Origin of the sequence: Niallia sp. FSL R7-0648 (genome assembly GCF_038007005.1) — a bacterium.
In the GTDB taxonomy this organism is placed as follows: domain Bacteria; phylum Bacillota; class Bacilli; order Bacillales; family Cytobacillaceae; genus Niallia; species Niallia circulans.
Genome location: NZ_JBBOWE010000002.1, coordinates 82,286 through 108,038, shown reverse-complemented (window position 1 = coordinate 108,038; position 25,753 = coordinate 82,286). Strand labels below are relative to the sequence as shown.

At 34.5% G+C, this 25,753-nt stretch carries 23 protein-coding genes, 3 pseudogenes and 1 other annotated feature; of the genes and pseudogenes, 18 read left to right on the top strand and 8 right to left on the bottom strand.

Annotated elements, in window-relative coordinates:
• Window positions 1-154: 154 nt before the first annotated feature.
• Entirely contained in the window at window positions 155-2,317 is a 2,163-nt protein-coding gene (locus NSQ89_RS20460) for a DEAD/DEAH box helicase (protein ID WP_341133212.1), read from the top strand.
• Entirely contained in the window at window positions 2,310-2,996 is a 687-nt protein-coding gene (locus tag NSQ89_RS20455) for a DUF2290 domain-containing protein (protein WP_341133211.1), read from the top strand. Before NSQ89_RS20460 ends, NSQ89_RS20455 begins: the two co-directional genes overlap by 8 nt.
• Window positions 2,997-3,324: 328 nt before the next feature.
• On the opposite strand, the gene NSQ89_RS20450 is transcribed toward NSQ89_RS20455, so the two are convergent.
• Complete coding sequence (locus NSQ89_RS20450) at window positions 3,325-3,879, bottom strand: site-specific integrase (protein WP_336044540.1); 555 nt, start codon at window positions 3,877-3,879, stop codon at window positions 3,325-3,327.
• 580 nt (window positions 3,880-4,459) lie between these two features.
• Here NSQ89_RS20450 and NSQ89_RS20445 point away from each other — a divergent pair.
• The gene (locus NSQ89_RS20445; RefSeq protein WP_095323046.1) at window positions 4,460-5,380 is read left to right on the top strand and encodes a DMT family transporter; all 921 of its coding nucleotides are present in this window, start codon (window positions 4,460-4,462) and stop codon (window positions 5,378-5,380) included.
• A gap of 31 nt (window positions 5,381-5,411) precedes the next feature.
• The gene (locus NSQ89_RS20440; RefSeq protein ID WP_095323047.1) at window positions 5,412-5,741 is read left to right on the top strand and encodes a tRNA-binding protein; all 330 of its coding nucleotides are present in this window, start codon (window positions 5,412-5,414) and stop codon (window positions 5,739-5,741) included.
• Window positions 5,742-5,899: 158 nt separating this feature from the next.
• Here NSQ89_RS20440 and NSQ89_RS20435 read toward each other — a convergent pair whose 3' ends face one another.
• From NSQ89_RS20435 to NSQ89_RS25440, 4 genes and pseudogenes are all read right to left on the bottom strand, one after another.
• Window positions 5,900-6,301 carry a GNAT family N-acetyltransferase gene (locus NSQ89_RS20435; RefSeq protein ID WP_095323048.1) on the bottom strand — a complete coding sequence of 134 codons (402 nt, stop codon included), beginning with the start codon at window positions 6,299-6,301 and terminating at the stop codon, window positions 5,900-5,902.
• Window positions 6,302-6,612: 311 nt separating this feature from the next.
• Window positions 6,613-7,191, bottom strand: a complete 579-nt coding sequence (locus NSQ89_RS20430; RefSeq protein WP_176474115.1) for a hypothetical protein — start codon at window positions 7,189-7,191, stop codon at window positions 6,613-6,615.
• Window positions 7,192-7,949: 758 nt separating this feature from the next.
• Entirely contained in the window at window positions 7,950-8,420 is a 471-nt protein-coding gene (locus tag NSQ89_RS20425) for a GNAT family N-acetyltransferase (protein ID WP_341133210.1), read from the bottom strand.
• A gap of 900 nt (window positions 8,421-9,320) precedes the next feature.
• A pseudogene (locus NSQ89_RS25440) lies at window positions 9,321-9,557 on the bottom strand (site-specific integrase); the annotation flags it as partial.
• 288 nt (window positions 9,558-9,845) lie between these two features.
• Window positions 9,846-10,080: a binding site (T-box leader), on the top strand.
• Window positions 10,081-10,139: 59 nt separating this feature from the next.
• Between NSQ89_RS25440 and NSQ89_RS20420 the strand changes: the two are divergent.
• Both NSQ89_RS20420 and NSQ89_RS20415 read left to right on the top strand, forming a co-directional pair.
• Window positions 10,140-11,489, top strand: coding sequence for an amino acid permease (locus tag NSQ89_RS20420; RefSeq protein WP_341133209.1), 1,350 nt, complete (start codon window positions 10,140-10,142; stop codon window positions 11,487-11,489).
• A 279-nt stretch (window positions 11,490-11,768) separates the two neighbouring features.
• Window positions 11,769-12,572 (top strand): SMI1/KNR4 family protein, encoded by an 804-nt coding sequence (locus NSQ89_RS20415; RefSeq protein WP_095259363.1) that lies wholly within the window; start codon window positions 11,769-11,771, stop codon window positions 12,570-12,572.
• A gap of 189 nt (window positions 12,573-12,761) precedes the next feature.
• Here NSQ89_RS20415 and NSQ89_RS20410 read toward each other — a convergent pair whose 3' ends face one another.
• Window positions 12,762-12,884: a helix-turn-helix transcriptional regulator gene (locus NSQ89_RS20410; RefSeq protein ID WP_141231720.1), complete on the bottom strand. Its 123-nt coding sequence runs from the start codon at window positions 12,882-12,884 to the stop codon at window positions 12,762-12,764.
• A gap of 377 nt (window positions 12,885-13,261) precedes the next feature.
• On the opposite strand from NSQ89_RS20410, the gene NSQ89_RS20405 reads away from it, so the two are divergent.
• A complete protein-coding gene (locus tag NSQ89_RS20405; RefSeq protein ID WP_047943333.1) occupies window positions 13,262-13,657 on the top strand; it encodes a VOC family protein in 396 nt (131 codons plus the stop codon).
• Window positions 13,658-14,196: 539 nt separating this feature from the next.
• Here NSQ89_RS20405 and NSQ89_RS20400 read toward each other — a convergent pair.
• Complete coding sequence (locus tag NSQ89_RS20400) at window positions 14,197-14,337, bottom strand: hypothetical protein (protein WP_156485486.1); 141 nt, start codon at window positions 14,335-14,337, stop codon at window positions 14,197-14,199.
• A gap of 363 nt (window positions 14,338-14,700) precedes the next feature.
• Entirely contained in the window at window positions 14,701-15,045 is a 345-nt protein-coding gene (locus NSQ89_RS20395) for a hypothetical protein (protein WP_061801106.1), read from the bottom strand.
• 182 nt (window positions 15,046-15,227) lie between these two features.
• On the opposite strand from NSQ89_RS20395, the pseudogene NSQ89_RS20390 reads away from it, so the two are divergent.
• From NSQ89_RS20390 to NSQ89_RS20340, 11 genes and pseudogenes are all read left to right on the top strand, one after another.
• A pseudogene (locus NSQ89_RS20390) lies at window positions 15,228-15,364 on the top strand (SMR family transporter); the annotation flags it as partial.
• A gap of 487 nt (window positions 15,365-15,851) precedes the next feature.
• A complete protein-coding gene (locus tag NSQ89_RS20385; protein WP_341133208.1) occupies window positions 15,852-17,348 on the top strand; it encodes a BglG family transcription antiterminator in 1,497 nt (498 codons plus the stop codon).
• Window positions 17,338-17,772 carry a PTS sugar transporter subunit IIA gene (locus tag NSQ89_RS20380; protein WP_047943336.1) on the top strand — a complete coding sequence of 145 codons (435 nt, stop codon included), beginning with the start codon at window positions 17,338-17,340 and terminating at the stop codon, window positions 17,770-17,772. Before NSQ89_RS20385 ends, NSQ89_RS20380 begins: the two co-directional genes overlap by 11 nt.
• Before the next feature lie 11 nt (window positions 17,773-17,783).
• On the top strand, window positions 17,784-18,101 hold the full coding sequence (locus tag NSQ89_RS20375; protein ID WP_047943337.1) for a PTS fructose transporter subunit IIB: 318 nt from the start codon (window positions 17,784-17,786) through the stop codon (window positions 18,099-18,101).
• A 17-nt stretch (window positions 18,102-18,118) separates the two neighbouring features.
• A complete protein-coding gene (locus NSQ89_RS20370; RefSeq protein ID WP_235850147.1) occupies window positions 18,119-18,571 on the top strand; it encodes a PTS sugar transporter subunit IIA in 453 nt (150 codons plus the stop codon).
• Between the two features lie 43 nt (window positions 18,572-18,614).
• Window positions 18,615-19,706: a PTS fructose transporter subunit IIC gene (locus tag NSQ89_RS20365; protein WP_341133207.1), complete on the top strand. Its 1,092-nt coding sequence runs from the start codon at window positions 18,615-18,617 to the stop codon at window positions 19,704-19,706.
• 122 nt (window positions 19,707-19,828) lie between these two features.
• Window positions 19,829-20,521: a D-allulose 6-phosphate 3-epimerase gene (alsE, locus tag NSQ89_RS20360; protein ID WP_144546470.1), complete on the top strand. Its 693-nt coding sequence runs from the start codon at window positions 19,829-19,831 to the stop codon at window positions 20,519-20,521.
• 117 nt (window positions 20,522-20,638) lie between these two features.
• A pseudogene (tkt, locus tag NSQ89_RS20355) lies at window positions 20,639-22,640 on the top strand (transketolase).
• A 461-nt stretch (window positions 22,641-23,101) separates the two neighbouring features.
• A complete protein-coding gene (locus tag NSQ89_RS20350; RefSeq protein ID WP_047943341.1) occupies window positions 23,102-23,473 on the top strand; it encodes a DUF956 family protein in 372 nt (123 codons plus the stop codon).
• 451 nt (window positions 23,474-23,924) lie between these two features.
• Window positions 23,925-24,896, top strand: coding sequence for a mannose/fructose/sorbose PTS transporter subunit IIA (locus NSQ89_RS20345; RefSeq protein WP_047943342.1), 972 nt, complete (start codon window positions 23,925-23,927; stop codon window positions 24,894-24,896).
• A 34-nt stretch (window positions 24,897-24,930) separates the two neighbouring features.
• Window positions 24,931-25,737 (top strand): PTS mannose/fructose/sorbose transporter subunit IIC, encoded by an 807-nt coding sequence (locus NSQ89_RS20340; RefSeq protein ID WP_047943343.1) that lies wholly within the window; start codon window positions 24,931-24,933, stop codon window positions 25,735-25,737.
• Window positions 25,738-25,753 lie beyond the last annotated feature (16 nt).

Here is a 25,753-nt window from a genome sequence, read left to right as displayed (position 1 = left end):
AATCTTTTGAACCAGAAAGGAATACAAACTAGAGGCTGAATATCTTTTCAATAACATTTATAATTAAAGTGTTTGATTAATATATGGTCAGAGATAATGAAACACTAATACATTTATAGTAATAATAATTATAAACATTAGGGGTGATTTGTAGATGGTTACCGTAATACCGGGTACTAGCACCAAACCAGAAGCGAGCAGATTGCTAGCGGATTATTTTGAAGGCCTTACTGGAATGGATGACACTTATTTATACACTGGTTATCCTATAATTGGTACTGCCAATGGGCCATATCCAATCGATGCAGTTTTTCTGTCTTCAAAATACGGATTGGTCATTATCGATTTAATCGAGGGTAAAGATATAACTGGTTACGAGGAAAAGCAAGATGAGAGTTATAATAAAATGGAATCAAAATTGAGAAATTATAAGGAGTTAACGTCAAAGAGACAGCTTAGAGCTTCAATTTCTGTTGTGACATTTGCACCTACTGTAAATAACCTAGTACAAAATTTGGATTATCCTATATACAATATGAATAATTTAGATGATTTATTTGATGATCTAGAGGAATCCCCATATACGGAAGAGGATTTTAAAAAGCTATTATCGGTGTTGCAATCAATTTCAACAATTCGTAACAATAGGACTTCCAGAAAGATTACTAAGAAGGATTCGCGTGGCGATAAATTAAGAAAAGTTGAAGACTCTATTGCAAACCTTGATAATCAGCAAAGTAGGGCAGTTATAGAGACGGTTGATGGTGTTCAAAGAATACGTGGACTAGCTGGATCAGGAAAAACAATTGTTTTAGCCCTTAAAGCAGCATACTTACATGCTCAGCATCCCGATTGGAAGATTGCTGTGACTTTTAATACACGAGCGCTCAAGGGACAAATTAGAGATTTTATTTCAACATTTTATATTGAACAAACTAATCAACCACCAAACTGGGATAACTTAAATATTATTCATGCATGGGGGGCGCCCGGTGGTGGAGAAAAGAACGGATTATATTACACCTTTTGCCAGCATCAAGAAATTAATAAATATAAAGACTTTCGTGAAGCAGCTAATATTTTTGGTTACGATCATGCATTTTCCGGAGTATGTAAAGAAGCAATAGAAAACATGAATACGTCTGTCCCTCTCTATGATGCCTTACTCGTAGATGAGGCGCAAGATTTTTCAAAGTATTTTTTAAGAATTTGTTATGAATTCTTAAAAGAACCTAAACGATTGGTTTATGCTTATGATGAGCTTCAAAACCTTTCAGGAAGCAGTTTACCTTCTCCAGAGGAAATATTCGGAATACTACCTTCTGGTAAACCTAAAGTTAAGTTTGATGAAACAAGTCACGCTAGTCAGGATATTATCTTAGAGAAGTGCTATAGAAACCCCAGACCAACACTAGTAACGGCACATGCATTAGGTTTTGGGGTATACAGAAATGTTGACAAGAGGACGGGAACGGGTTTAGTCCAAATGTTTGATAACAAAGAGTTATGGACTGAGGTTGGTTACAGGGTTGCCGAAGGTGATCTTTCAGAAGGTCATGAAGTGGTTCTTAAAAGAGATGAAAAAAGCAGTCCAAAGTTCTTGGAAGAACATTCTTCCATTGATGATTTGATACAATTCAATTGTTTTGAACGCGAAATAGATCAAACAGAATGGCTTGTAAGCCAAATTGTTAAAAATATTGAAGAGGATGAGCTTCTCCCAACAGATATTATAGTAATTAATCCCGACCCTTTAAAGACAAAAGGTGCTGTAGCTGCAGCAAGAGCAAAATTGTATGAACTGGGTTATAACACTCATATTGCTGGAGTCGCTAGTCCAGACGTATTTTTTGAGAACGCTAATTCCGTTACATTTACTGGAATCTACAGGGCAAAAGGTAATGAGGCAGCTATGGTATATATAATCAACGGTCAGGATTGCTATGAATCTTTTGGAAATCTCCCTACTGTAAGAAATAGACTTTTTACCGCGATTACACGGAGTAAGGCTTGGGTCAGAGTATTAGGTGTTGGAACTCAAATGGAAAAATTGATAACTGAGTACAAAAAGGTAAAAAATCATAACTATACCCTTGAATTTAATTATCCTACAAAAGAACAACAAAAGAATATTAATCTGATTAACAGGGATATGAGTGTTGCCGAGAAAAAAAGAGTAAAGGATGCCAATAAAAGTATTGGAGAAATTAACAAAATTCTTGCTGAAGGATTACTAAATGTTGAAGATATAGATGAAGAGCAAAGAAAAATATTACTTTCACTACTTAAAAAAAGTGAAGTCGATGCAGATGAATAATTTAAGCTCGAAAGATTTATTAAAACAAATTAATCAAATTACAACCCTGCTGATTTCAACAGGATTAAGCGTTGATCAAAACTTTCCCGCGATAACTAATAAAAATGACAAAATAATTCTCGATATATCCAATCCGAATGTGACTAATATATTTATGAAGAATATTTCTTATGATGTTGTCTACAACACCATTAATTCTGAAAGAGCGTATAATCTTAAATTGATTGATGGTGCTTTTTTACGATATCAATATACATTTTCTACAAGTGATGATTTAAAAAAGGGGAGGTTATCATTTTTTCCTTCACCTAATTTATTTGCTATGGATGAGGAATCTGAGTTGTATATATCTGATGAAATATATGGGGATATAATAAGTGTTAATATCTACCCATTTCCAATAAGATTTGATTTCGATAATGATGAAGCAATTGAAGTCATACATCCAGCTTCACATTTAACTTTAGGACAATATAAAAATTGTAGGATACCAGTGTCTTCCCCTTTAACACCTTTTCAATTCACTGATTTTATTTTGAGGCATTTTTATTTTATGTTTTATTCCTCAAAATTAATGAATAACGATTCTTTTACCAGCATGAGGGTTGGCAGATTTGATGACACTATTACTAATATGGAAAGAGAACTTAGCTACTTAAATATTTATAATAATAATTAATTCAGCAAATTATTGATAATATGTTAAAAAAGTGTGGGGATACTTTCCACCTTCTGAATTGTACTATATAGAAAATGCTAACATTTTGCTAACGCAATCCCATAAAAAACGGTAAACCTCCGTTAAAGATGTTACAGTAAGCAATATCCAAAACGTTGATTTACCGCACTTATTTCACCTCACGTTAACGATATTACACACTCTCATCTTACGGGCGGCATGATGTAGGCAAATTCCTGAATCCCAGTACTACCATGGGTTTCAAGGGTTTGAAAGGGATGAGATAGTGTTTTTGCCCATCCCTTGCCCAATTTTTCTTCTCAAAAATTTAAATTATGAAGCTTCCGCTGAGAGAATTGATCTTAGCGGTAGCTTCTTTTTTTTGTTGTTCTGTTTGATGAATATAAGTACTATTTGTTACATGAGATCCTTTTGCGTGTCCAAGTCTTGCTTGAATATATTCAAACTCTACTCTTTTTTCTCTTAACATGGTAGTATGGGTATGTCTAAGTGTGTGTGGTGAAAAAGAAGGATCCAAATCAGCAATTCTTAATAATAGATTCATACGAGTTTCTATTTTTTTAACAATTTCTGCCTCGCCAAATTCTTTCGCAAAAACAAACCCATTATCAATATAGTCTTTATGTAACTCCATCTTGTGTTTATTTTGTTTAACTTTATGTTCTTTTAGCAATCTTATTAGGTGATCATCAATATCCACAAAACGAATGGAACTTTTATTTTTAGGAGGTACCAATAGTGTTTCATTTTTATTATTGTTGGGGTTATACACAGTTTTGCTTATGTGGATAACTTTCTTTTCTAAATCAACTCTATCCCATGTTAATGCACATAACTCACCTACTCTTAATCCTGTAATCAAATCCGTTGTATAATTTGTGATAAAAATATTTTGTTAAATGAAAAAATATATGTAGATGAAGTACATACTCTAACACACCAATATTGCGGTTAAGCACTCGACTCTGGTGTTTAAGTTATTGAATTATGTTTTTAAAGATATAAGCCTTGCTAAATTTTATAACAGTAATGCTCCTTAAAGGTGTTTAATTTCTATTCATTTAAATGGGTTTACTTTTCAAAAATGTATAATAAAGTTTAATTCTTATTCACTAAAGCCCTCCTAGAGTTTCAGTGTAACACTTCACATAAAATCCCTTTAAAGAATTTAGAACATAGAGCAGTGTTTCCAAAAACTAAAACGAAAAATCAAGTCAGGAGAATGGTTTTATTTTCTCTTTAATTAACAATGTTCAACAAAATGATTATTTGTTACAATATGAAAATACGTAAAATTGTTATGAGGTGAAAACATGTATTGGACTCCATTATTTGAAAACGATGTACCAACAGTACTCTCCCAATCTTAACGGAGAGAAAATTTTAGAATTGTATTCTCTCCGTTAGGTCCAAACAGACCTGAAAATACGGAGGGTAAAAATATGAAAAACACAATAATCGGTTCTTTATTTTTAATAATAGCTTCAAGTATATGGGGAGGTATGTATGTTGTCGTAAAGGTAGTGGTGTCAGTCATACCACCATTAGAACTTGTATGGATTCGATATATTATCGCACTTGTTGCGTTAGTAATCATTGGATTGGTTACTAAACAAAAATGGAAGATTAAAAAGAAACATATAGGGTTAATAACTGCAATTTCAATTGTAGGATATGTTATTTCCATTGTTACCCAAGAAACAGGTACCATGCTTTCTAGTGCCCAAATGGGAGCTATTATCACTTCTACAACACCTGCATTTATGGTTGTGTTTGCTAGTCTAATTCTTAAAGAGCGTTTAACTTTTAAGAAAGCAATTTCTGTCAGCTTAGCCACCATTGGGGTCATTATTATCGTTGGAATTGATGATATTAATATGTCAAGTATGCTAGGTGGCATCTCGCTTATTATAGCTGCGTTGACATGGGCTTTAATGTCCGTTCTAATCAAATGTTTACCTAGTGGTTATTCACAAATTGTAGTAAATACCTATGCAACTTTAATTGCTTTTGTTGTTTTAACTCCTTTTGTTATTACAAAATTAACTAAATTAAATTTGGCCGAATTAACAAACCCTTCTATATGGGGAGGCTTGTTATATTTAGGGATAGTATCAACAGCTATCGCATTTCTATTGTGGAATCGTGGATTACAATTGCTAAATGCCTCTGGTGGTGGAGTTTTCTTCTTTTTTCAACCCGTTGTTGGAACATTATTAGGTTGGTTGATTTTAGGTGAAACTATTAGTATTACTTTTTGGTTTGGTTCTTTCTTAATTCTTTTGGGTGTACTAATTGTTTTAAGAGATAGAAAAGAAGAACAGAATCTTATTCAATCAAATCTCAAATGTAAAAAAGAGTGAAAAATACTCAAAATATAGTGGAGGAATTGTAATGATAACTTTTAACGATTTTCAAAAAATAGATATGCGTGTTGGAGAAATTATCAGAGCAGAAGCATTTCCTAAAGCAAGAAAACCAGCGTATAAATTATGGGTTGACTTTGGAGAAGAAATAGGAATTAAACAAAGTAGTGCTCAAATAACTGATTGTTATAGTTTAGATGAACTTGTTGGAAAACAAGTAGTAGGAGTAGTTAATTTCCCTCCAATGAAAGTAGCTGACTTTAGTTCGGAAGTTTTGGTAATGGGGACCTATTCAAAACAAGGTGTTGTTCTAATAGAACCGCAACAAAGGGTCGAAAAAGGTGACCGATTAGGCTAAAGTTCGAAGAACACAAATGATATATTTTCATTTGTGTTCTTTTTTTACGTTCTTCCACTAATCTGCCATGATTGTTGCATAAGGAGTCTACTCTACATTAATTACAAGAAAGGAATACTACTATATTTTTTCAATAATAACTACTTTTTTTAAGATTTTTAATTCGTATATACACATAAGAACCGTTCTACACTTGGGTACTTTTCTCCTAAACTTGTTATTTTAAATCCATTTTTCCGATAAAAACCCACTGCGTCGTTGTCTGTTTCAGCAGAGATAAATGTATACTGCTTAGAAAGAAATTTAATCATTTGGCTGCCAACGGATTTTCCTCTTTGTTTTGTAGATACTGCAATATGTTTAATTACACACTCGTTAGGATTAATAATTTCAATTCCAATACAACCAACGATTTCCCCGTATTGTTGAAGAAAGAATAACTGTCTGTTAAATGTATTTAAATACTTTTCATATTCATACTCAACCTTAGAATATGTAGTTGCAAAGGAAAGAAGTTCTCGGATTGATGGATGAATAGTTTTCGTACTTACCTTTTCCAAATCACACCATCCCTTTATCATGTGTTGAATACATAATTCGGTATTAAACCAACTTTAATATTTTTTAAAGAACATTATTATACGTGAATACACAAGACACTTCGGTGTCTTTTTTTATATCATCCATTATCGGATATCTAAAAGCATGCTTCAAAGATCATTAATTAATTAATTAATTAAAAGCGAAAAGATCATCATATCAACTAAATCTGCATAATACAATTATTCTTGGACATATTACGTATGTAGATATTTCACTAGCCGCGGGATTATATATTTCATAAACCTAAAAAAGAGCAACATGTGCCCTTTTATACGGTTGGTTCTAAACCATCAATCTTTGCTTCAGAAGCAGCAATTTCCCTTTGATAAGCTTCTGTTACAAGTTCAGTATGTAAATAATCAAGAATTTTTGTAATGCATTGCTGGAAACGTGGTTTTCCATTTTTCTTCATGTAGTCACGTTCATAGGCTAGAATCCTAGAAACTTTTCTCTCTAGTTCCTCGACTAGCTTTTTGTTTTTTAAGACAACCTGCACCTGTTTACCAGCATATGTATATTCACGATCAATATATTTTTTGGTCACTGGCACTACTTGCGACACATTGAAAATAGACTTTTTATCTGTTTTCCCAACGTGATAATAACAAGAGCGTATTTTGTGTTCCGGGGAGTCTAAATAACTTTGAATTCTAGCTTGCCCCCTAGCATCTCGATGATTGTAATTTCCTAATGGAATAGCCCAATATATTTCAGGATGTTGCTTTGATTGGATTAGTGTAACCACTGGGCGTTTCTTCACATCGTCCCAAGTGCCACCTAAATTCCTAATTAATTGAAAAAACTCTTCTTTTGCGAAATACATACCTTTTTCAATAATCTCAGACATCTTTTCCCCCTTATCAGCAAAAAAGAACCCCGTTTATAGAGGTTCCTTCTTCCGATGTTAAAAAGGGTGCACACCGGGAAGCACGATTCTCTTTCTCAACGATTTTTAAGGCGTAATATCGTGAAACGCTATGGAAATCTCGACGATTTTTAGGCGTAGTATCGTGAACGCTTTTTAATAATCCCAACGATTTTTAAGGCGTAATATCGTGAAACGCTTTTTTTGACACTCAATAATAACAATTATTGAGGCTCAATGTTCGTGTACATTGAGAAACCTGTTACCGCGCTGTGCGCTAAAATCCGAGCTGAAAATAAATCTGATAGTAGGTCGCTCTATCTAGCTTGACCTACACAAACCCAACATTCCATGATGGAAGTTGTTGTTACACTCTTATTATAGCCTTAGCGATAAAAAATATCCACATTTTTGATCAAATTTTCTTGACATATTTTTCTCTATGTACGTTATTGACTAATTTCAGTCTATGTACATTATTGACGATTTGTCAAGTGATTTATGTTTGTAATGTATAGAGATAATAAAGACGTTTAATTTTGAAATAAAAAACAAGAACCTTACTACGATTTACTGTAGTAAGGATTTTTTTTAAGTTGATTAATTTTGTATCAATATAAATATTCTTATCTTCGAATTTGATAATAAAGTTGTTTGATTCTTATTAAACTAAAGCCCCCTATAGCTTAAGTACAATAATTCACAATCTTTTGTAACAACTAATATTATGCCCAGTACATTTAGAGGAACAGTTCCATTTCATTTTTCTTTGCAGTAAAGCCCATTTTTTTGTATAAATGTTCACCGTCCTCAGAAGCATGCAACCAAATGCGTTTAACGCCACTTTTTTTACCTTCCTCTATACAATGTTCAAGCAATCTTTTTGCCAAACCATTTCCACGATACTCTGGGACAGTATACATATTAAGAATGTATGCTTCAATACCTTGGAGATTTTCCAAATACGGGGGTCTTTTAAATAAAACCATACCACTAATACTAACGGGCACTCCATTCGTTTCTGCCATATAGGATATAAATTCATTGTTTAAAAGTACCTTTTGTAAATACTCTCTTGTGGAAGTTTCTACAAGATTAATTTCCTGCGGAGAGTTTACCTCGCTCAAATCTTTAAGAAGCGCTAACCGCAAGCTAACTACTTTATCAATGTCTTCAATAGAAGCCTTAATAAAATTAAATTTATTACTCATTTTATGAAAAACGACCTTTCTTTGCAATTTTATTTTAATAAATAAGTTCTCCAACATAAGTTTAATTTCCTTCTTTAACTATCCCCTTTAGTGGAAGAAAAATTTAAAAACAACTATATTACTATTTATTATAAATTAAACAACTATATTATTTCTGATATTTGTAATATGAAACTTTCGGTTAATATGATAATTCATTTCTGACTAAAAGGCATGCAAGAATGTATGGACGAAGTTGGAAAGAGTTGTAGAGAGTATTATAAAAAAATATTATTAGCGTTGCCCAATTTTTACCCAACTTTAAAATAAATAATGGTAAAAACAAATAAAGTAAGAGGAATGTTTCTGGATAATATGTTGAGGGATTAACAAGGTAAATACAATTAGATAAAAACAGATAAAAACGTAAATTACATGGGCGGCATGATGTAATCTGCCCCTCAAACCCTTGATATGAATGGGTTTTATAGTGAGATGAGAGTGATTTGCTAACATTGAGGATATTAACGGAGGATTCTCACTAGTTCTGTGAACTTTTGGGAAGCTTCTTTTTTTGTCTTTAGTAATGTGAAGATAAACTTGTGTAGTTGTTTCATCTTCTGTATGTCCCAATCGATCCATGATATGAAGTAATTCAACTCCTGTCTGCTAAAAGAGAAGTGTGTGTCTGCTTTAATGAATGAGGGCTTAATGGTTTTTTTTTGTGGATATCTGGCGTTTTCTTTAGTAAGCTTTCCATCCGATTTTCAATTGTCTTAATAAAATGTGGATAACCAAAATAAGGCGCATTTAGTCTTCTAAAAATGAAATCTTTATCATAATAGTCTTTCCCTAATTGTAGTTTTATTTCATTTTGGGGAAGTTGATGTTTTTTTAGTGTATTATTAACTTCTTCTATATCTATTTTTCGAATTGATCTTTTTGCCTTTGGAGGAAGTAGTTGAAAGTTCTTTGTATTATTTTTGGGATTATAATATTTTTTAGTAATGTTAAGGCTATGGTCTTCAAGTCAATATCTTTCCATTTAAGGGTCAGTAATTCCCCAGCTCGCAATCCAGTCCAAGCAAGAGTTAAGAAAATTACATAGTCATCTGGATGTTCCGAATTTTTAGCTGCATCAAGGAATATTTTTAACTCATCATTTTCAAGGTGAAGGTCATCTTTCTCTTTCCAAAAGAAAGATTGTGAAGAATTGACTTAGTCACTAACCGGGGAGCTTTATTGTTGCCGCTTGCAAGTTTTCCTGGGGATTAGGCATCAGATTATATTTTAGATAGTATTTTCCTGATTTATTTATATAACTATGTCACCACATTTTTCTTATGATTTGTTTCTTTTAATTTATTATCTTGAAAAAAATATTGACAAATTCACGTATTGTCCGTATAGTATTGGATATTATAAAAAATATTCAGATATAATTTTCACAACGCAAAGATCAGGAGTAGTAAAAGCTCATTATTCGGTTAAGAGAGCTGCGGGTTGGTGCAACGCAGTCCAATGATACTTTGAACTTGCCTGGGAGTGGTAAAGCGAAAGATTAGAGTTCATCTATTCCTGGTTTTAACGATTGACCTTCGTTACAAGGTTTTTAAAGTAGGGTTCGAAAAGGGCCAATAAGAGTGGTACCGCGGTAAGCTTAAGGCATATCGTCTCTTTCTTCATAATCAAATGAAGAAGGGACGATATGCCTTTTATGATTTTTTTGGAGGTTAGGATATGGAAACGGATAAACCGAATTTACAAAGGACAATGACTTCAAGGCATATTACGATGATGGCATTAGGTGGAGCCATTGGGGCAGGTTTATTTAAAGGAAGCAGTTCAGCAATTGATATGGCAGGTCCATCCACAATAATTGCCTACTTGATAGGGGGCATCATTCTATTATTCATCATGCAAGGTTTAGCTGAAATGGCGGTCCGTAATAGCGGTGCAAGAACATTCAGGGATCTTGTCCAATCTATTTTAGGAAAGTATCCTGCCTATTTCCTTGATTGGATCTATTGGAAAATGTGGGTATTGAACATCACGGCCGAATCAATCGTTGCGGCTATTTTCATTCAATATTGGCTGCCTGAATATCCAATCTGGATACTGGCATTAGCTGTTTCGGTGTTAGTTACAGCAATCAACTTGCTATCAGTAAAGGTTTTTGCTGAAACGGAGTACTGGCTTGCTTTAATTAAAATAACCGTCATCATTGTGTTCATCATGGCTGGATTATTGTTGCTACTCGTTACTTTTGGTGATCATACAGCAGTTGGTTTCTCTAACTTGACTGATCATGGCGGTTTCTTTCCGAATGGATCAACTGGTTTAATCACGGCGATGCTGGTGGTAATTTATTCATATGGCGGGACAGAAATTATCGGGGTCACATTGGCAGAAACGAAAAATCCCGAAAAAGTAGTTCCAAAAGCCGTTCGGAGTACATTGGTCAGAATCATTTCTTTCTATATCATTCCATTTTTTATCATTGTTAGTTTAATTCCTTGGAACGAAGTAAACGGGGTGCCTGAAAGTCCGTTTGTGATGGTCTTTCAAATGATAGGGATTCCAGGTGCTGACCATATTATGAACGCCGTTGTTCTAATAGCGATTATTTCATCGATGAATTCTGGATTGTATGGTTCATCCCGCGTTCTATATACGCAAGCCGTGGACGGCCGCATTCCGAAAATCTTTTCAAGTTTATCGAAGAAGAAAGTTCCTGTTTTTGCAATATTAATTTGTACTTCTACTTTATTTGGCGGTGTACTGATTTCCTTATTTGCTGGAAGCAAGACCTTCGATTTTCTGATGGGATCACTGGGATATACCGTATTATTCATCTGGTTGATCATTGCCTTCGCCCATTTGAAATCACGTAAACAACAGCCTGGAAAAACAAGCGCCTATTCAGTTAAATGGTTCCCATATACGACTTGGGCTGCGATTATCGCTTTAATTATGATCCTGATTGGAATCATTCTCACGACATCCATCATCGTAACGATCATAACACTTTTCATCTACATCTTTATTACCTTAACGTATGTATGGAAAAGACGCCTTAACAAAATCTAGCAGAAGTGATAATTAAATAGTTCAATAGGGAGCGAAAATTTCTTATAAAAAAGTCAAAGAGTTATTAATAGATAATCCATTTTGAATAATCTTTCTTCAAAATGGATTTTTTGTATTCTTTGATAAAATAAAAAGCAAATATATTTTAATCAATCTTTATTTCGAAGCTACAGAAAGGAATATCTATCTATAATAAAGAAAACTCCTATTAGTAAGTAGTAAGGAAGGGAGGAAAGAAAGTATGAACGGACAATTTTTAAAAAAAGAGGGAGAAAAAATATGAATATTTGGAAGGGTGGGGCTAATGATTATACGTTAGATGACTTAGTTCAAGATGATATTATACTTGCAGAAAAACATTTTAATGTAAAATTACCTAAATCATATATTGATTTATTAAAAATTAAAAATGGTGGAACATTACAATATAATGCGCTACCATTCAAACAGAATCATGAGGAAGATGATAATTATATTATAATAGAGTATTTATTTGGAATTAAGCAGGGTGAGGGAATATTTCAAACGAAATACTTTGTGGAAGAATGGCAAATTGAACGAGAAAATATAATAATACTTAGTGGAGAGGGTCATGAGTGGCTAGCATTAGATTATAATGAGTCTTCTTCTAATCCAAGTGTAATTTACATATTTTCAGAGGAAAATGAATTTATCCGCTTATTCGATTCATTTGATGAAATGTTAGATAATTTGTACATATACGAGGAAGAGGAGGAAGAAGTAGATGGTGCTATTGTTTTCACCTTAGAAGAAGCCAGAGAACTAATAAAAAGTAGTGATACTACGGATGTTTTAAATGGTATCAGTGCTTATGAAAAATTATATGGTGAAGATGGAAAAGTTCTTAATGAACAACTTCAGAATTTATTAGTTTTAATAAAAAGTGAAAATGAAATTATTTCAAATGCAGCAGGGAGATCTGCATGGTATTTAATAACCTATGAGTTAACAAACGATAAACAATTCATAAATAAAATAGTAAGAATATATGAGGAAAGTACAAATCCAGTATTTAAACTATTTAGAGAACAGATATTAGAATATATAGAAGGTAATAAGTAATTGGATATTATATGTATAGCAAAACAGTCATCGTAAAAGATGACTGTTTATTGTTTGTAGGAGAAATTTGGAAAAATGGAGGATCTTGGTTGGATCAGCAACACTAGCAGAGGGTTTTTAGTCTTCCAAAATATACAAGTTATTTACAATATGATTAAGTATTTTAGTGATCTTATAAGCCTTTTATATTCAAGGGTAATCCCTATTATTTTCAAAATCGTTCAATTGCTGATGAGAACTTCTTACCTGTTGAGCAACATATTTCTGCATTAATCCTTTAGCCTTTCTTATTACACCTATCTGAGATTTCATATTTTAAACTTCCTTATGGCTAACTTCCTATTTATATTCATTATTCCAACATTATTCCTTCTGTCTTATAAAAGTATGTAGATAACGTAATTTATTATAAAAAAGCCAGCATGTATTTGTAATATGAAGCTTCCAGTTAAAAAACAATGGATAATTCATTCCTAACTAAAAGGCATGTAAGAATGGATGGTCGGAGATGAGAAGAGTTGCAGAGAGTATTTTAAAAAGGAATATTAGCTTTGCCCAATTTTAACCAACAAAAAACAAATAAAATATTTTTCTAAGGATATTCTCAAAGAACGTTGTTTTTAAATAATTGTAGCTCTAAAATTATCTGATAAAATAATCGATATAGATTTAGAAAAGGAGGGCATCCATTGTCAAAAGGTCTTATTCACCATATTGAAATATATGTTTCAAATTTGAAAAGTTCAATCGCTTTTTGGGGGTGGTTTTTAGAGGAATTAGGATATGAGTCTTTTCAGTCGTGGGAAAGTGGACATAGCTGGAAAATTGGAGAGACATATATTGTTTTCGTACAAGCAGAAGAACGGTTTATGGACATACCTTACCATAGATGTCGGGTAGGACTAAACCATTTGGCATTCCACGCAAGTTCTCGTCAACAAATAGACGATATGACAAGAAAGTTAGAACGAAAGGGTGTTAAGATCCTTTATACCGACAAACATCCCTATGCAGGAGGGGAAAAACATTACGCGGTTTATTTTGAAGATCCGGATAGAATTAAGGTTGAATTGGTAGCACCTTGACCACTATATTTATAGAGCTTTTAACATCTCAACAGTTGTGTAACTGGATTTTTGACATGCTAAAATAGTATTTCATTAAAGAATAGAACATTTATAAGGAATAAAAAGTGATGGAAAAACTCCATCACTTTATAGGCTTCTCATCAGTTCACCAAGCTTTTGAGAGGCTTCTTTTTTTCTGTCATTAGTAATGTGTATGTTCCTACCGGTCCATGATTTGAAGTAATTCATTTCCTGCTTCTGCTAAAAGAAAAGTGTGTATGTCTTAATGAATGAGGGGTTAATCGTTTGTGGATAGCTGGCGTTAATGGTATGTTCTCCAAAGTCAATACCTTTCCACTTAAAGGCTTATAATCCTTCAGCCCGCAATCTAGGTATAGGCAAGAATTAAGAAAATTACATAGTCATTTGGATATTCGAGCTTTTGGCTGTATCAAGGAATATCATCATTTTTAATCCTTCGGGAGGGAGAGAAGGAAAGGCATAATTGTTTCATAAAAGTAAATCAATAAAGGTTCCAATGTATTACTGTACAAAATTTAATAAGCCCAGCACGGAACTGGATGTTCTGAACCACCACAGTCAGAAATCATTGGTTTCACATCTGAACCAAATACTGGTGATGACACAGAGAAAATTAATCCAAAAACCATTGTAATTTTCAAGAGATTTTTTTTCATGAATTCACCGCCTTTCAAACGTAATAAGTATATTTATGGTATATCAAATACTGGAATTATTAAAGGAATAGAATTCCACAAAAAACTAAAAGATTCGACATGAAGTGAAAACAGATAACTAAAGTGAAGCAAGGAGGAGTATAGTTGGCTAAGGTTTTAGACGATGTCGTGGGAGTATGGTGTTTTTGTTTGATATAGAAAATGAAGACATCGTTTTCATGAAATTAACAAGAATTAGATACGGAAATATGTGATGGACGAAAGCTAATAGTTAAACGTAAAGAAAGTAGATAATAGCTGTGCGATCGGAAAAGAAAAGCTCTAATTTAATCAAAAAGCGTGAGAGAATTCACGCTTCTATTATTACTGACGCTTTTTTAATTGGAGATTCCCTTTAAAGATAATAACAGCATTGAAAGCTTCATATAAAGCATAAACGGGATAGCAAAATGCTAGGAAAATTATTGCTGTGGGGATTTTTTCCACAACAGGAAAGAAGTTAGTTAAAAAGTTTTTGACAGTGACACCAAGTAAAATAAAGAGAGGAATTATGATTATTGCTACTAAAATTAATATTGGTGTCATCTTCGTTTCTTTTAACTTGGCCTTACAATGCGGGCATTTCATATTAAATGGTGATGGAAAATCTTCAAAATGTTCGATTGTAAGAGATTTATTACAGTTAGGGCATGGGGTAGATGTTTTCATAATTCATTTCTTTCTCCTTAGTATAGTTTTAAATACATTATAAGTTGTAATTATTTTAATAGAAAGTAAATTTTATACAAAAATCAACTTAAATGAACAGTACAAAACTTATCCGCAGAAAGGAGAGTAAGAGATGATCAATAAAGAAGTATGTTGACGAGAACTTCTAGACTATAGTTGGTTTATTTAGCTCAGGGTTTGGCTTACGTTTTATTTTACTTGCCTATGTAATGGAAATCCAATGGGAACAGCGTATGTAATATGGACTGGAATAGGTGCATCTGGAGGACCAATTTTAGGAATGGTATTATATAATGAAAGGAACAGAATTTGCTATTAATCAAAGTTGTGCGGACATGGAAGAAGATGAAAACCCTATATCAACCAAATAGAAAAAATTCGCAGGATTTACAATCATAATTTAAAAGAATTAGTATAAATAAAATCTTGCCAAATGGCAGGGTTTATTTTATTTTTGTATTTTTGGTGATCTTAAGAAATATAAGCTACTAAAAAGGAATCTTCCTGTAGAAAGGATATGACGGTATCAATGTTTAAAAAAAAGACGCCTAATAAGTTCGCTGAACTTATTAGGCGTCTCTGTTTCTTTTTATAACATGAATAAACACACTACAGGTGTAGATGGGCTTTGTCCACCATAAACCATTTATGCATAATGCTTTGTCAGTCTGACGATGGAAAGAAATCACCTAAAGATTCTATGAAAAAATGACCGTTGCAACGGTCATTTTCCAGCGAAGCGTATGTTATTGTATAGGTTAATATAATAGCAAGGAGGCAAGGAGATGAGTTCTAAAAGTAATTATGAACAAGATCTGTTACTGTTTCTTTCAAAGACTCAAGGATATGTTACTTCGAAGGAACTCCTTGAAGTACTAAATGTTTCTCAAAAAACAGTCTATCGTTTAGTAAATAAAATTAATGACGAGTACGAGGATGGCCCTTTAATCATATCTGAAAGAGGGAGAGGATATAAACTAGATTACGAAAAATTTATTCATGCACAAAAAAGCAATTATAAAGACAAGAAAATGCAGTTTTCTCCTCAAGAGAGACGTAAACGAATAATGGAACAACTATTATTGTCTTCGCCGAAACCTATAAATGTTTATCATTTATTTAGTGACTATTATGTAGGAGACTCTGTTGCTTTTAATGATGAACAAATAATGAGTGAAGAGCTAAAAAAATACAATTTAGTTTTAGAGCGAAAAAATAGAACTTTAGCCATTCTTGGGGATGAAGTGAATATTAGGAAGGCAATTAAAGATATTATTGAGATCTTTCATATTATTGATATTGATGATTTAAAGCGGAATCCGAAATTGAATTTTAATCAATACGATGTCTTATTTATATTGGAGCAATTGAGAAAGATGGAAGAGGATTTAAACATAACGATTCCTTATCCATATAATGTGAATATTTTTTCTCATTTATATATACTTTTGAGCCGATCAAGGAAAGTTCCTATCAGGTTATTTACTGATGAGATTTCTTCTAAAGAAATGGAAAACATGCAGCGAGATATTTTGTATCCGCTTGCTAAGATGATTGTGCAGAATATCGAGAAATATTTGAACAGTCCTTTGCCAGATATGGAAGTGTATTTTCTTTATCAATATCTAGTGTCATCAAGAATGCAGGGATCGCATGCTATTACTGCTACTTTTTCATCAGAAGTGATTAGAGTAACGAAGGCCTATATTGAAGGAATGAGCACCAGCTTAGGAATGGATATAGACAGCCAGTGTCAGTCTATATTTGTCGATTTAGCCAATCATATTAAACCAATGCTGAATCGATTGGAGCACAAGATTCGGGTTAAAAATAATTTGTTAAGTCAGATTAAGTTGACGTATGAAGAAGTATTTATGGGGGTAAGGAAGGTTTCTGGATCGATTAGTGAAAAATTCAACTTACCAGCGATAAATGATGATGAAAATGGTTTTATCACCCTCTATTTTGCAAAGGCGCTGGAAACGAGACAATATCAGCATCCAATCAAAACATTAATCAGGTGTACAACGGGGATTGGAACTTCAGAACTTCTAAGAGCAAAGGTTTCCAAGAAATTCCCCGAGTTAGAAATAGTGGATGTAGTGGCATCACGAAATACACAGATATTAAAAGAGAAGTACTCAGATGCTGAATTGATTTTAAGTACAGTTCATATGAAGGAAGAAGTAGCTATTCCTTATTTATTAGTGAGTGCAATGTTTACAATGGATGATCAGAAGAGACTTCAGGGAAAAATAGAGGAAATTTACCATGGATATTAATTCAATCTATCAAGTTTATTTTAATTGTGAGTTAAAAACAAAAGAAGAAGTCTACTCTTTTATTTCTAAGATTGTTTCACAAGATAATCCTATATCAAAAGAGGAAGTGATCCATCAATTAAATGAGAGAGATAAAATAGGCAGTACGTTAATCGCAGAGCATGTAATGCTGCCACATATTGAAAGTGATCAACTCAAGAAAAGTCAAATTCTATTTATCCGTTTAGTAAATCCAATCATAACATGGGATCAGTCAAAAGACATCTGTCTAGTGATTATTATTTTATTAAAGAAAAATGAAAGCGTTAATATAAAGAAACGCATCTCTTCATTTATCCGATCTTTTGCAGATGAAGAGTATCTAAACCGCTTATTGAAAAGTCATGAAGAAGAAGAATTCAGCGAAGAAATTATAGGATATTAGGAGGAATAATCATGAAAATAGTTGGAGTTGCAGCTTGCACAGTTGGGATTGCCCATACGTATATCGCACAGGAAAAATTAGAGAATGCTGGAAAGAAGGCAGGTCATGAAATTCATATTGAAACACAAGGAACGATTGGAATAGAGAATGAATTATCGCAACAGCAAATAGCTGAAGCAGACATCGTAATTTTGGCTACAGATGTCAAAATCGCAGGAAGAGAACGGTTTGACGGAAAGCGAATTATCCAAGTCACCACAGAGATAGCTGTTAAATCACCAAATAAACTAATTGAAAAAGCAGCAGAGGTTGTAAGTCAAAAGAAATAATCGTAAAAGGAGAGAGAATGATGGAAGTAAACAACATTGTAGATATAAATACAATCAAAACCAACATGAGCGCTAAAAGTAAAGAAGAAGCTATTCAGGAATTAGCTGAGGTGTTACTTGAAAACAAGTACATTAAAGATATCGAAGAGTTCACAAAGGATATTTATGCGAGAGAAGCAATCGGACAGACTGGGATAGGCAATTATATTGCTATTCCTCATGGTAAAAGCGATTCTGTTGAAAAAATAGGGGTAGCCATTGGTATAACGCAAGAGGAAATTGCTTGGGAGAGCCTCGATGGAAAGGGTGTAAAAGGAATCATTCTGTTTGCTGTTGGAAACGATGACGGAGCACAAAGTCATCTGAAATTATTATCATTATTTGCTAGAAAACTAGGAAATGATGAAGTCATTAAGAAGATGCTGCAATCCAAAAATGCGGAAGATGTGAAAGAAGCTTTATGTAGCTAAGAAATTTATGGAGAGAGGTCTTTAATTAAAAGGAGGGTTAATAATGAGTGGAGTAAAAAAATTAAATTTAAAAGGCCATTTATTAACAGCAATTTCATTTTTGATTCCAATTGTTTGTGGAGCAGGTTTCTTAATCGCAATTGGTATGGCTTTTGGCGGGACTAGTCAAGGTACCTTAGTACAAGGGGAATTTAACATATGGGATGCATTAGCAACAATGGGTGGAGCAGGTTTAGGGTTATTACCTGCCGTTATTGCAACAGGGATTTCTTATTCCATTGCTGGTAAACCAGGAATAGCTCCAGGATTCATTATTGGTTTAACTGCTAACGCGATTGGTGCTGGATTTATTGGTGGTATTTTGGGAGGATTTTTATCAGGTTATCTTGCTATAGCAATTATAAAACATTTTAAAGTTCCTAGCTGGGCTAAAGGGTTAATGCCAACCCTAATTGTTCCATTCTTCACATCCATTATTGGTGGATTAATCATGGTATACATTATCGGTATCCCGATTGCTGCCTTTACATCCTTATTAACAGATGCATTAAACAGTTTAGGAACCTCCTCTTTATTAGTATTCGGCGGAATTGTTGGTCTATTGAGCGGAATTGACTTTGGCGGTCCAATTAACAAGACTGTGTTTGCCTTCGTATTAACCATGCAGGCAGAAGGAATTAATGGGCCGATCACAGCTTTACAATTAGTAAATACAGCAACTCCAATTGGATTTGGATTAGCTTACTTTATTGCAAAAGTCTTTAAGAAAAATATTTATACTCGATCAGAAGTAGAGACATTAAAGTCAGCGGTGCCAATGGGTGTTGTTAATATCTTTGAAGGGGTAATCCCAATTGTTATGAATGATATCGTTCGTACTGTAACAGCTGTAGCCATTGGAGGAGCAGCTGGCGGAGCAGTAACAATGGTGTTAGGAGCAGATGCAACAGTACCATTTGGCGGCGTATTTATGTTACCAACTATGTCCAATCCTTGGGCGGGTGTTGCAGCTATTCTAGTGAATGTAGTCGTTACAGGATTAGCGCTTGCCTTAATTAAGAAAAACGTAAAAGAAGACGAACAAGTAGAAGTGGAAGAGGAAGATATTGATTTAGATGATATACAAATTCTTTAACTAAATGCACGGACCATTAACTGATATACCAGTAAAGCTAAGTTTTATTAGTTAATAAGTTTGGTTTAAAAAAAGAGCATTAATTTAAAGAAAATAGCAGGTTTGTGGAGGTTGAGCAAATGATGAAAAAAGTAGGATTTTCACCATCCTTAATGACTATGGATTTAGATAAATTTAAAGAACAAATCACATTTTTAAATCAGCATGTAGATTCTTATCATATTGATATTATGGATGGGCATTATGTGCCGAATATTACTTTATCCCCTTGGTTTATCGAGGAAGTACGGAAGATAAGTGATTTACCTATGTCTGCCCATCTTATGGTTACAAATCCAAGTTTCTGGGTTCAACAATTGGTTGATTTAAAGTGTGAATGGATTTGCATGCATGCGGAAGTACTTGATGGTTTAGCTTTTCGTTTATTTGATCAAATACATGATGCTGGGTTAAAAGCTGGAGTAGTACTGAATCCAGAAACGCCTATTGAAACAATTTTTCCATATATTGAATTAGTAGATAAAATAACCATTATGACAGTGGATCCAGGGTTTGCCGGGCAGCGTTTTATCGAAAGCACATTAGATAAAATTGTAGCATTAAGAGAATTACGAGACAAAAAGGGATATCAATATGTTATTGAAATGGATGGTTCCTCTAGTCGAAAAACATTTAAGAGAATTGATGAAGCTGGTCCTGACATTTATATCGTCGGCCGCAGTGGCTTATTTGGAGTAAATGAAGATATTGAAAAGTCATGGGAAATTATGTGTCAAGATTACAAGGACATGACTGGGAAAGAAGTAGAATCCTAATTTTTTAAAGGGGTGGGGGAAGGAAACCCGCCTCTTTATTCATTGTAAAATCCTTTTAAATAAATAATAGATATTCAGAAAAACAAACAATTTAAAAAATAAAGGAGCTTTATTAAATTGACTACAAACCAATTGATTGACCAATTAGCTATTAACACTATTAGATTATTATCCATTGACGCAATTGAACAAGCGAACTCTGGTCACCCAGGAATTGCAATGGGGGCTGCTCCAATGGCTTATACGTTATGGGCAAAAGAAATGAATATAAATCCTGCTAATCCTAAATGGCTGAATCGTGATCGTTTTATCCTGTCGGCTGGTCACGGTTCAGCCCTGCTATACAGTATGCTTCATCTATTCGGATATGGGCTGACGATTGAGGATTTAAAGAAATTTCCGTCAATGGGGAAGCAAAACACCTGGACATCCTGAATATGGACATACAGAAGGAGTAGAAGCGACAACAGGCCCGCTTGGTCAAGGTATCGTGATGGCGGTTGGTATGGCAATGGCAGAAAGTCATCTAGCTGAAAGGTATAATAAGGAGAATTTCCATATAATAAATCATTTTACTTATAGTCTTTGTGGCGATGGGGATTTAATGGAAGGGGTATCTGCGGAAGCAGCTTCCCTAGCAGGGCACTTAAAGCTAGGTCGTTTAGTTGTGCTATATGATTCTAACGATATTTCACTAGACGGGAATCTCAATCTATCTTTTTCTGAAAGTGTAGCAGATCGATTTAAAGCATATGGATGGCAAGTCCTGCGCGTAGAAGATGGTAATGATATTGAAGCTATCCAAAAGGCAGTGAAAGAAGCAAAGACAGATTTAGAACGACCTACTTTAATTGAGGTTAAAACAACAATTGGTTTTGGTTCACCTAATAAGTCTGGTTCCTCGGCGAGTCATGGTGCACCTCTTGGGAAAGAAGAAATTGAATTAACGAGAGCGGCTTATCAGTGGGAAGCAAAAGAACCATTTTTTGTACCAGAAGAAGTAGAAAAGCATTTTGCGAGTATCAGAGAAAAAGGAAAAGCCATAGAGCAAGAGTGGAATGAACAATTTGAGGAGTACAAAGCAACCTATCCTGAACTTGCAGCGCAATTTGAGAGTGCTGTAAAAGGCGAACTTCCTATAAACTGGCGAAAGGATCTGCCTATATTTGAATCAGGATTAAAAATAGCAACGAGGGAATCTTCAGGAAGAGTATTAAATGCAGCAGCAAATGCCATTCCACAAATGATCGGTGGTTCAGCTGATCTTGCAGGATCTAATAAAACTTTGATTTCATCGGAAAAGAACTTTGCGTTAGATGGTTATGAAGCACGCAATATTTGGTTTGGTGTTCGTGAATTTGCAATGGGTGCCGCATTAAACGGGATGGCTCTTCACGGTGGAGTGAAAGTATTTGGAGCAACCTTTTTTGTTTTCTCTGATTACTTACGCCCAGCGATTCGCTTAGCCGCACTGATGAAGTTACCAGTTACTTATGTATTTACACATGACAGTATTGCAGTCGGGGAAGATGGGCCGACACACCAGCCAATCGAGCATCTTGCGGCATTAAGGGCAATGCCTGGTATTTCAGTCACTAGGCCAGCAGAGGCGAAGGAAACGGCGGCAGCATGGCGCTTAGCACTTGAAAGTCAAGACCATCCGACTGCTTTAGTGTTAACTCGCCAAGATCTTCCAACTCTTAAGGCTGATCAAGAACAAGTGTATGAAGGGGTAAAAAGAGGCGCTTATGTTGTATCACAAGCAAAAGGAAAAGTAGTTGGTCTGTTACTTGCTACGGGTTCAGAAGTAACCCTTGCTCTTGATGCACAAGAAGTGTTAGAAAAGGAAGGCATATATGTTTCTGTTATAAGTATGCCAAGCTGGGATCTTTTTGAACAACAACCAGCAGATTATAAGGAAAGGGTGATTCCTAGTCATATAACTGCACGTGTGGCAATCGAATTAGGCTCTAGTTTAGGTTGGAGAGAATATATTGGACATAATGGAAGAATGATTACCATTGATCATTTTGGTGCATCCGCTCCAGCAAATAGATTAATGGAGGAATATGGATTTACAGTAGAGCATATTGTAGAGACATTTAGGAGCACCCTCTAATGGATCATCACCGATTGAGGAAGGCTGAAAAATAAACAAGATAGCGATTTTGTTATGATTTGTATTTTATGCATATCGTATCTGATATTAATTCCTCATTTCCTGATCAAAAGAAAAAAGCGAAACCAATTTTAGTCCTATTATGGTCAAATAGACAGCCCTAAAAATACTCTCCATGCGTGTCGATGTTGTAAAATCGGCACGCATGATTTCAAACTTTTTTTAAATACGTTCGGAAATAATAATTATCCGTGAACATATAGATTGGAGCATTCCCAACCAATATTTGATCAACTCATCAAAACTATTTGCTAGTAATTCTAAAGATACCGCTGAATACAGTAGCTTCTTAATTGCATAATCTAAATTCTTAAGTTAATGTGAACTCTCCCAGAGTATTTGCTTAAAGCAAAAAAACACGTATAATTATTAGTATTAAAAGATAGAAATGGAGTAAACAAATGGTCCAATCAATTAATACAAAAGTCGATTTAGTTATGAATGCAACTTCACACACAGGAATCTCAGAATATGGGAAGATTATGATTGGGGACAAGGGCTTTGAATTCTTTAATAGCCGTGATGCTCGCAAGTTTATCCAGATTCCTTGGGAAGAGGTAGATTATGTAATTGCTTCCATCATGTTCAAGGGGAAATGGATCCCGCGTTATTCTATCCAAACGAAGCGAAATGGGACGTATACATTTTCTTCTAAAGACCCGAAAAAAGTTTTACGAGCAATTCGTGAGTATGTTGATCCGAAGCGTATGGTTCAATCGTTGAGTTTCTTTGATGTTATTAAACGCGGATTAACGGGTAAGTCGAAAAAATAACAGATCCGCAGTAGAAAGGATAGAGGAAAAAAATATATTGCAATTAGGAATCTCAGCATTGTTTTTGAGAGAGGTTTTAAGAAAATGATAGCGGAATCAAAAAAAAAATTTCCCTATTGAAAGAGAAAATCCAGTGTGCTATAATTTTTTTGCAAGCTTACTAAAGTGAAGCAGAAGGATATTAATTACTCCGTTTAAAGCGTTTACAGAATAAATTGAATAACTATCGTCATTATTTTACGTGTTACTGATTCGATCAGGCATGAGTAAAAAAGTATGATTGAATGAAGAGAATAGGGGCATTCTATACCTATAAATTCATTTAAATCGACTTTTTACTCATGCCTTTTTTATTTTTATCAAACACTGTAATCGCTTATATGTAATCGCTTTAGATGAGTTGGAAAAATGCAGCTTGATAGCTGTAAAAATAATAATGGGAGGTAAAAAGATGGTAGGAATTATCATTGCTAGTCACGGTGAATTTGCCAGTGGTATCTTGCAATCTGGAGCAATGATCTTCGGAGAGCAAGAAAATGTAAAAGCTGTTACATTGATGCCAAGCGAAGGACCTGCAGATGTAAAGGCAAAAATGCAAGAAGCAATCGCCTCTTTCGATAACCAAGACGAAGTACTATTCTTAGTTGATCTTTGGGGTGGAACTCCTTTCAACCAAGCCAATAGCTTGTTTGAAGAACACAATGAAAAATGGGCAATTGTTGCTGGTATGAACTTACCAATGTTGATTGAAGCTTATGCATCACGCTTTACAATGAACACTGCACATGAAATTGCCGCACATATTTTAGGAACAGCTAAAGAAGGAGTTAAAGTAAGACCTGAAGCTTTAGAACCAGCAGAAACAGCTGCTAATACGACTGCTCAGCCAGTAAGTGCAGGTGCTCCTGGAAAATTTGAATATGTGTTAGCACGTATTGATTCTCGTTTACTTCATGGGCAAGTAGCAACGGCTTGGACAAAAACGACACAGCCTACCCGTATTATTGTTGTCTCTGATGAAGTAGCGAAGGATGAACTTCGTAAGAAATTAATCCAACAAGCTGCTCCTCCAGGAGTAAAAGCACATGTTGTTCCAGTGAAAAAAATGATCGAACTTGCAAAAGATGATCAACACTTTGGTGGTCAACGCGCTTTACTACTATTTGAAAATCCACAGGATGCTCTTAGAGCAGTTGAGGGTGGTGTTCCATTGAAGACAATCAACGTAGGTTCTATGGCACACTCACCTGGTAAAGTTCAACCGAATAAGGTGTTAGCTTTTAACCAAGACGATATTGATGCATTTGCGAAGTTAAAAGAAGCTGGTTTAAGCTTCGATGTACGTAAAGTTCCGAATGATTCAAAAGGTAATATGGATGAAATAATCAAGAAAGCACAAGAAGAGTTAAATAGACGAAAATAATCCGAATATCAAAGAAAAAGGAGGATTAATAAACATGGATTTGAATATGATTCAAATATTATTAGTCATTATTGTAGCGTTTTTAGCTGGTGTTGAAGGAATCCTGGATGAATTCCACTTTCACCAACCAATCATTGCCTGTACGTTAATCGGCTTAGTTACAGGAGAATTAGTACCATGTCTTATCTTAGGTGGTACCCTTCAAATGATCGCTTTAGGTTGGGCGAACATTGGGGCTGCCGTAGCACCGGATGCTGCATTAGCATCAGTTGCATCTGCCATTATTTTAGTTTTAAGCGGTCAAGGGGATGCCGGTGTATCCTCTGCCATTGCGATTGCAGTTCCACTTGCAGTTGCTGGTTTATTATTAACTATCATCGTTCGTACAATTGCAACAGGATTGGTGCATTTGATGGATGCGGCGGCGAAAGAAGGAAACATTAAAAAAGTTGAACTATGGCATATTTTTGCGATCATCTTACAAGGATTACGTATTGCTATACCAGCTGCGTTAATTATCGCTATTGGGGCAGGTCCTGTGAGTGACTTACTTACAGCTATGCCAGATTGGTTGACAAACGGTTTAGCAATCGGCGGGGGAATGGTTGTTGCTGTTGGTTACGCAATGGTTATTAACATGATGGCTACAAAAGAAGTATGGCCATTCTTTGCGATTGGTTTCGTATTAGCGACTGTTTCACAAATTACACTTATTGGTCTTGGGGCTATCGGTGTGGCTCTTGCTCTTATCTATCTTGCGCTTTCTAACAAAGGCGGCTCTGGTAATGGCGGAAATGGGAACACTGGTGATCCACTAGGCGATATTATCGATAATTACTAAGAAGGAGGGGACAGAA

Coding starts and splice junctions, on each gene's coding strand:
- NSQ89_RS20345 (WP_047943342.1), top strand. CDS start 23,925: ATGGTAGGAATTATCATTGCTAGTCACGGTGAATTTGCCAGTGGTATC.
- NSQ89_RS20400 (WP_156485486.1), bottom strand. CDS start 14,337: ATGAAAAAAAATCTCTTGAAAATTACAATGGTTTTTGGATTAATTTTC.
- NSQ89_RS20370 (WP_235850147.1), top strand. CDS start 18,119: ATGATGGAAGTAAACAACATTGTAGATATAAATACAATCAAAACCAAC.
- NSQ89_RS20385 (WP_341133208.1), top strand. CDS start 15,852: ATGAGTTCTAAAAGTAATTATGAACAAGATCTGTTACTGTTTCTTTCA.
- NSQ89_RS20350 (WP_047943341.1), top strand. CDS start 23,102: ATGGTCCAATCAATTAATACAAAAGTCGATTTAGTTATGAATGCAACT.
- NSQ89_RS20340 (WP_047943343.1), top strand. CDS start 24,931: ATGGATTTGAATATGATTCAAATATTATTAGTCATTATTGTAGCGTTT.
- NSQ89_RS20455 (WP_341133211.1), top strand. CDS start 2,310: ATGAATAATTTAAGCTCGAAAGATTTATTAAAACAAATTAATCAAATT.
- NSQ89_RS20440 (WP_095323047.1), top strand. CDS start 5,412: ATGATAACTTTTAACGATTTTCAAAAAATAGATATGCGTGTTGGAGAA.
- NSQ89_RS20415 (WP_095259363.1), top strand. CDS start 11,769: ATGAATATTTGGAAGGGTGGGGCTAATGATTATACGTTAGATGACTTA.
- NSQ89_RS20380 (WP_047943336.1), top strand. CDS start 17,338: ATGGATATTAATTCAATCTATCAAGTTTATTTTAATTGTGAGTTAAAA.
- NSQ89_RS20365 (WP_341133207.1), top strand. CDS start 18,615: ATGAGTGGAGTAAAAAAATTAAATTTAAAAGGCCATTTATTAACAGCA.
- NSQ89_RS20410 (WP_141231720.1), bottom strand. CDS start 12,884: ATGAAATCTCAGATAGGTGTAATAAGAAAGGCTAAAGGATTAATGCAG.
- NSQ89_RS20395 (WP_061801106.1), bottom strand. CDS start 15,045: ATGAAAACATCTACCCCATGCCCTAACTGTAATAAATCTCTTACAATC.
- NSQ89_RS20375 (WP_047943337.1), top strand. CDS start 17,784: ATGAAAATAGTTGGAGTTGCAGCTTGCACAGTTGGGATTGCCCATACG.
- NSQ89_RS20425 (WP_341133210.1), bottom strand. CDS start 8,420: ATGAGTAATAAATTTAATTTTATTAAGGCTTCTATTGAAGACATTGAT.
- NSQ89_RS20430 (WP_176474115.1), bottom strand. CDS start 7,191: ATGTCTGAGATTATTGAAAAAGGTATGTATTTCGCAAAAGAAGAGTTT.
- NSQ89_RS20420 (WP_341133209.1), top strand. CDS start 10,140: ATGGAAACGGATAAACCGAATTTACAAAGGACAATGACTTCAAGGCAT.
- NSQ89_RS20460 (WP_341133212.1), top strand. CDS start 155: ATGGTTACCGTAATACCGGGTACTAGCACCAAACCAGAAGCGAGCAGA.
- alsE (WP_144546470.1), top strand. CDS start 19,829: ATGAAAAAAGTAGGATTTTCACCATCCTTAATGACTATGGATTTAGAT.
- NSQ89_RS20445 (WP_095323046.1), top strand. CDS start 4,460: ATGAAAAACACAATAATCGGTTCTTTATTTTTAATAATAGCTTCAAGT.